Annotated in this window: 3 protein-coding genes; 1 reads left to right on the top strand and 2 read right to left on the bottom strand. The window is 37.3% G+C overall.

What is annotated here, in order from left to right; genetic code table 11:
* Both QXQ25_06880 and QXQ25_06875 read right to left on the bottom strand, forming a co-directional pair.
* Positions 1-766: polysaccharide deacetylase family protein (locus tag QXQ25_06880; protein MEM0161423.1), on the bottom strand; the 766-nt coding region annotated here is incomplete at its 3' end.
* An 801-nt stretch (positions 767-1,567) separates the two neighbouring features.
* Complete coding sequence (locus QXQ25_06875) at positions 1,568-5,266, bottom strand: hypothetical protein (protein ID MEM0161422.1); 3,699 nt, start codon at positions 5,264-5,266, stop codon at positions 1,568-1,570.
* 87 nt (positions 5,267-5,353) lie between these two features.
* On the opposite strand from QXQ25_06875, the gene QXQ25_06870 reads away from it, so the two are divergent.
* A complete protein-coding gene (locus QXQ25_06870) occupies positions 5,354-5,656 on the top strand; it encodes a hypothetical protein (GenBank protein MEM0161421.1) in 303 nt (100 codons plus the stop codon).
* The last annotated feature ends 873 nt before the right edge of the window (positions 5,657-6,529 follow it).

Raw genomic sequence — 6,529 nt, 5'->3', positions numbered from 1 at the left:
TTCCTGAAATTCTAACGTGCAACCCTACACTCATCAACTTTGGCGATTTTTTAGATTCTCTGTAAAGAACGTCAAATGTATCTTTTAAGTACTGGAAAAATTCAGTGCTTGTAGAAAATCTGTGCATAGGACTGTAAAAATGAAAATCGTTTGCATCCGGGGTATATGATATTATCAACATTCCTGTTTTTTTGTAAAAATAAGGAAGGTCATCATTGTATGCATCAGAATCATATATAAAATTTTTAAACTCTAATAAAACCTCTAATGTGTTTTCACTTGGCTCTCTTGCATAAAAACCGACCGGCTTTTTGTCAGTGATATGCTCTATAGCTTCTACAGAGTTCTTTATGTTTTCCCTTTCTTCTTCATAGCTCATCCTGTACTGCTCAGTCCACCTGTAACCATGATCACATATCTCATGGCCATCTTTAATTATTCTCTTTACTGCCTCAGTATTCAATTCGAGAGCTTTTGCAACACCATAAAATGTAATGTGTATGTCTTCTTTTTTAAACAGCTCTAACAACCTCCATATTCCAACTCTCTGTGCATATTCATATACGCTCTCCATTCCAACATTTCTAACATTCATGTCCACAGGTCCAAACTCTCCCACTGTTTCAATAATCTTATCTACCGCATAAGAATGTTCTGCCCCTTCTTCATAATTAACCACTATGGACAATGCTAGTGTGCTGTTTTTAGGCCATCTGAACTTTGGCGGATTTGAGCCGTATCCAATAAAATCTCTATGATATACCATTTATATCTCACCTTCAAAAATCCATTCTTACAGATCCTATTTTTTTCAGTTTTTCTTTATTTCTGGCTATAAATAACACGATAATATATCCTATTACCGCCCAAAAGAAAAATAGTATCGGTCCTATTTCCATATGATACGATGGCGGCCAAACACTTGCGTAAAGTGCTCCCAAGAGAAATGCAAATGCAATGATCGGCAATAAAATGGATCAATAATAGCAATATAAGTCCAGCCAGAAATATTCTAAATGAAAAATTAGCAATATCAGATAAGAAAGTGGTAGTTGGTGATAGGGGCTTGTAGGTCGTGAAATAGCTTGTATATCTTTCAGAACATAGAAATGAAGTGACAATAATAGAGTTGTTGCCTGAACTAGCTTCAGAGATTGAAACGCTGAGCAGAAATTATTTATTAAAGAGCTGAACTAGCATATTATAAAATATATTTTAAGCGCTCCGTAAAGGAAATCACTAAAAACTCGATTATTGCTGAAAACACAGAGCTTACAATGGATTATTTCATAATTTTATCTTGTAGGTTTTGTGATTGAAGCCTTTATGACGAACTGATAAACAAATATGAAATATATATAATGGCGATGTGCTAGAAGGCTGGTAAAATAATAGAGACGGTATTACAATGGTTCAGCATTGGAAAGATTGTATTAAGATTGATTTTTTGCAGAACTTTGCCAACTTTTTGCTGATACAGCAAATGCAGTTTTTAGATAACAATAAACTTGGGAAAGTATTAAAATTCTTAACAAAATCAAAAAATAAAAAAAATTAAAAAGAGTGTTTACTCTTTTTTCCATTCTTTTGCTTCAGGCTCTTTGAATTTAGGCTTTTTTCGCAATCCTGTATAAATCAATACTACAAATGCCAGTATTACAAGAACGAGAATAATTATGCCAATCTCGAAATAGAATGTAGTATTCAGAGAGTTTGTGTTTGAAGATCCTGTAGTTTTTATGCTAGAAACTGTAACATTCAGTGTTCCAAGAGAAGTTTGTATAGATGCCACTCCGCTTTGCACAGTTGTAATATGTCCTGAGATTGAACCTAGATCTGTTTGAATAGTAGCAGCACTGCCTACCAAACTGCTTACGTTTGCAGCAGTTGTTTTAACTGTTCCATTCAAAGCACTTAGAGAAGATTGCATAGTTACATTCAGCCCGTTTATATAACCTTCGATGCTGATCATATCATTGTTCATACTCTTGATTTGCAAGCTTGAAAAGCTAGTCAAATTATAATTTATATTGCCTGCTAGTGTATCAATAGCAATTGTTGTAGCATTGATCTTGGTTATTGTAGGTACAAGATTGTTTAAAGTGGTTGACAAAGTGCCTAAAGTACTGTTCAGTCTAATAATCGAGCCGTTTACATCAATGATTGCTGCATTGATATTATTGAGCTTGGTCATTGCCTTGCCTATCGTAGTATTAATGAAAACTTCACCATTTTGTATAGTCTGTATCGATGCTTTTATAGCACTGATATTAGTCTCCATCTGCCCGAATGCAGTGCTGATCTGTACAGAAGTACCTTCAATAGATACTACTGCAGCATTGAGCTCGCTCAAAGGCACCTGCATTGCAGACGTGATCGTGCTGTTTATTGAAATTTCAAGTGTTGCGATCTCAGAGGGCGTGATTCCTGTTAACAACGCACCATTACCACTTATAAGCCCAAAATATGTTGCTGATTTTCCAATATATGTATTAGGATACGTTGATCCATTTGCAGTATGTGTCCCAATAGTATAAATATTTTGTGTCCACCCAAAACTGAGTGCCCAGTACGCACCAGCCACTAAATTAGGTGCTGTAAAAGAGCCGTTAAGGTAGACTGTAGTACCTTTTCCATATGTTGCTTGTAACGTTGTATACGCAGTTCCGTTAAGGTAGACTGTCACATATACTGGTCCATATCCTGTTCCAGATATTGAACTGCCGGTAGATGGTTCATAAGGAGAGGTAGAAGGAGCCCATGAAAACTGTACTAGCTCTGTTGGAAACGCATAGTTGTTAGTGCTTAATGTTATAGTAGAACTAGGAACTATTGTATACGATGCCGCTGCAATTACGCTATTTGAATTTATTGCTGTGACTGTAACAGCATATGTACCAGCCGGCACTATAGGCACAGTAAAAGATGAGCTCAGAGATCCTGTAGTGTCAGTCAAATAAGTACCAACATTGATTGTACCAAAATAGATGTTATAATAGCTGTTTGCAGAAAATCCAGATAGTGTAAATGATAATGACGAGGATATGCCACCGCTCTCTGTATTTAGTGAAATTGTGCTTACCACATTATAATATGCATATTCATAATAGCTTTCGCTAGTATATTTGAATACTGTAAACACTGCATAAGATCCTGCAGGTTCGGCTATGATTGAAATTGGCTTATAGAACGCTCCATTCGTAAGTGTCAGTGAATATGGACCTACAAGACCTGTGTAGGTCATGTAATAAAGAGTTGGTGCACTATAATAGCCAACGCCAACAGCATAAGTTGTTCCTTCATAGGATACTATTGTTAACGATCCTGAGGAAGGAGTATTGCCTGCAACTGAAACAATTACTGGCTCTGAGTACACAGCATTTGTAACACTATTCCCGTTATATACCAGAGACAGATTATACACTCCGTTCGCTAATGACGGAACTGTGAATGTCAGACTTCCAGTGTTAGATGAGCTGGACGAAGAACTCATTACTAGATTTGTAGAGCCTGAGGTAGTTGTAAATGAAAGCTCTTTATTGTCCAGATACACATTGTAAATGTAGGTAAGCCCAGAATACACATTTGCACCCTTTGGTATAATACTAGAAATTGTGAGAGTCTGAAAACTGGATGGTTTGAGAATGGAAAGTATCGAGATGCTGTATGATGAGGTGCCTACTGCATTATATCCGAACGATAGACCATTATATCCAATTACACTGCCCAAAGATATAGATTTAGAGGTACCAGTGCTGACTCCACTATACACAGATTTGTAAGTGAATATAAGCGTTCCGTTCAGTGCAGATGTAAATCTGTTGGCAATTGAAGAGTATGTGCCCACGGTTACGGACATTACCTGTGATGCTGGACCAGCACCGCTGTCTGTAAATGTATACTCATTTAGCGGGTTCAGACCGTACGCAATGACGGTGTATGTGCTGTTCGAGGGCATATACTCACTATAAGTAGTAGTCATCAAGTTTGCAGACGAATCTAAAACTTTATAATATGCAGATATCGATACTTGGAGGGATGCATACAGGCCGTTCGAAACTGCGGAAACATAATAAGTTCCAGCAATCATTGCCGGCAAAATGCCGTTCAATGTTCCAAATCCATTAGAGTCTGTCATTATGGTTCCTAACAGCACATTGCCTAGCATTATGCTCACTGATGAGGATGCTGGATAATTGTAAACAGTAGCCTTAAAAGCACTGCCTGGATAATAGTAGCTTGTTGTCGAAACTATAGTAAACGCGAATTCCAGCTGTGAGGGGGTAGGCACAGATACGTAAAATGCGTTAGACTGTGTGTAAGAGCTGGTATTATATGTAACAGTAACAGATTTTGGTCCTGTAGTGGTTATTGCGCTCGACAACGCTCCCGACACAGAAAAGTAGCCGCTTGAGGTTGTGGTTGTGGCAGAATTGGTGATTGTCACACCACCGGCATTGATACTGTCTACTGCAATTTTAGCACTTGCTGAGAATCCGTATCCTGTTATCGTTAATGATGTGCCTGATGCTCCGTTTATGTCTTGTGGTGAAGCAATAAGGATCGGAGTGATAGACATTGTAGAGTCTGCAGTTATGCCTGCATTCGATCCGCTATTTTCCTGCGCAACCACTGTGTAAGATCCCTGCGCTGCACTTGGAACTGTAATCTGTGCAGATAGTGTGCCTGATACACTGGCTGTGAACGTGGCAACGTAAATGTAATTTAAGGGTGTGCCATCTGCACCTGCAAGATAGATAGAAATTGATGCTCCAGGATCCCAGCCTGTGCCAGTGACCGTGCCTGTTGTGGTAGGCTGAGAGCCAGTAACGCTAAAGCTCGGCAATAGCGATGTGATCGTGATCGATGCCGGCGATGTAAACTGAGCGCCTGAAGATACAGAAGATGCAGAATCGCTAGCTAATAGATAGTAATTACCAGGGACGACTGTGGATGGGATTGTTAATCTAATATGGTTGTTTGAAAGCGATGTCAAACCCCCAGATAGAGTATAATATCCTATATACGAGCCAATTATACCTGATGAGCTGGTAGTGCTGCTCAAATAAAAGTACACTGTTGATCCAGAACCAAAGCTGCCTCCGCTCACGACCGTGAGTGTGGGTGTGTTAATTGAAAATACAGTCGGTGTATATGAAACTGATCCTGTGGCCGTTGCAGATGCTTGCGGTATGACTATGATAGCCATAGATATGACTACCAGTAACGTAACTAATATAACAGTAGCCTTATTTTTCAAATACATAATAATTAAGACCTCCTAGCGTAGTATATAAGATTTTACATATATAAACATTTTTTAAAAATAAGTATAAATTCAAAAGTAATAAATATGTCAAAAAATAAAAAAGTTAAAAAAAGTGTTTACTCTTTTTTCTTCTCTTCAGGAGCTTTGATCTCTTCTGGTTTCTTAGGATCTTGCTTTCTTATATGTGCGATCATATATGCAACTAGTGCCAATGTAACTAAGATCAGTACTAATACGACAATCTCAAAGATCATAGTATTTCCGACAGATTATGAAGTGCTAGATGTGGTGCTCTTTATTCCGTTTACTTCTGCAGTTAATGTTCTTAGACTCATGGTTATTGTTGCTACATTGCCATTAATGCTGGTTACAGTCGCGCCAATCTAGCTCAATGATGTGGTCACGGTTCCAAGCGTGATGTTGATCGTTGCTACAGTGCCGTTAAATGAGCTTGCATTGTCGTGTTAACATCGTTGATCTAACCGGTTATTGTTACCATTCCGTTGTTGAGCGGGTCAGGTTCATGTTTATATTTCCTACCAATGTTGCAATGTTCATGGTCGTTGTATTAATACTCATGATCACTGCTATGATTCTAATTAATAGATTGCTATTTGAAGCAGGAGAACTAGGTTTTAAAGGATATGTAATCTTTGTGTTAATATTTGTAACTGGATTATCTACTTATCTACTATTTTCCCGAAATAAGGCTTTTAAGTGCTGTTTAAAGTATCTGTAGCATATTAGCATATCTTAAGCTTGGGTAAATAGCAGAAAAACTACATAGTATCATAATTACTGCCAAAATAACTATCAATAAGATAGTTTGTTTATTTTTAAGATTAATCTTTCTAGTCATAAATCATAACTTTAACTTGACAATATCTAAAAATATATATTAAATTTTTACCTTATTTGATATTCATTTTCAGACCCTTCCCTTCTAGAGGGGAGGTTACAAAAACATCCTGCGTAAATTCAACCATCATTTTCTGGTATGCTAAAAAAAGGCTTTGGAAAGATCTAAAATAAAAAAATTTATATGGCTATATAAGTATGGCTATATAAGTATTATTTAAAGTATGGATAACACTCTAAAAAAGTATTTAATAATAGGGGTAGCGCTATTAATGGTTGTTTCCTCGATGTCTGTGCTATATTATGCCAATAATGGCACACAGGCAGCCGCGGTTAAAAATGGCGCTATACAAAACAATATAGCAAACTATATATCTAAAGGGGCTACAGTACCGATGACCA

This window comes from Thermoplasmata archaeon (genome assembly GCA_038729465.1).
Lineage (GTDB): Archaea > Thermoplasmatota > Thermoplasmata > Thermoplasmatales > ARK-15 > JAVRLB01.
The sequence above is the reverse complement of the archived record's forward strand: the minus strand, read 5'-3'. Positions and strand labels throughout refer to the sequence as shown.

Coding starts and splice junctions, on each gene's coding strand:
- QXQ25_06875 (MEM0161422.1), bottom strand. CDS start 5,266: ATGTATTTGAAAAATAAGGCTACTGTTATATTAGTTACGTTACTGGTA.
- QXQ25_06870 (MEM0161421.1), top strand. CDS start 5,354: ATGTCAAAAAATAAAAAAGTTAAAAAAAGTGTTTACTCTTTTTTCTTC.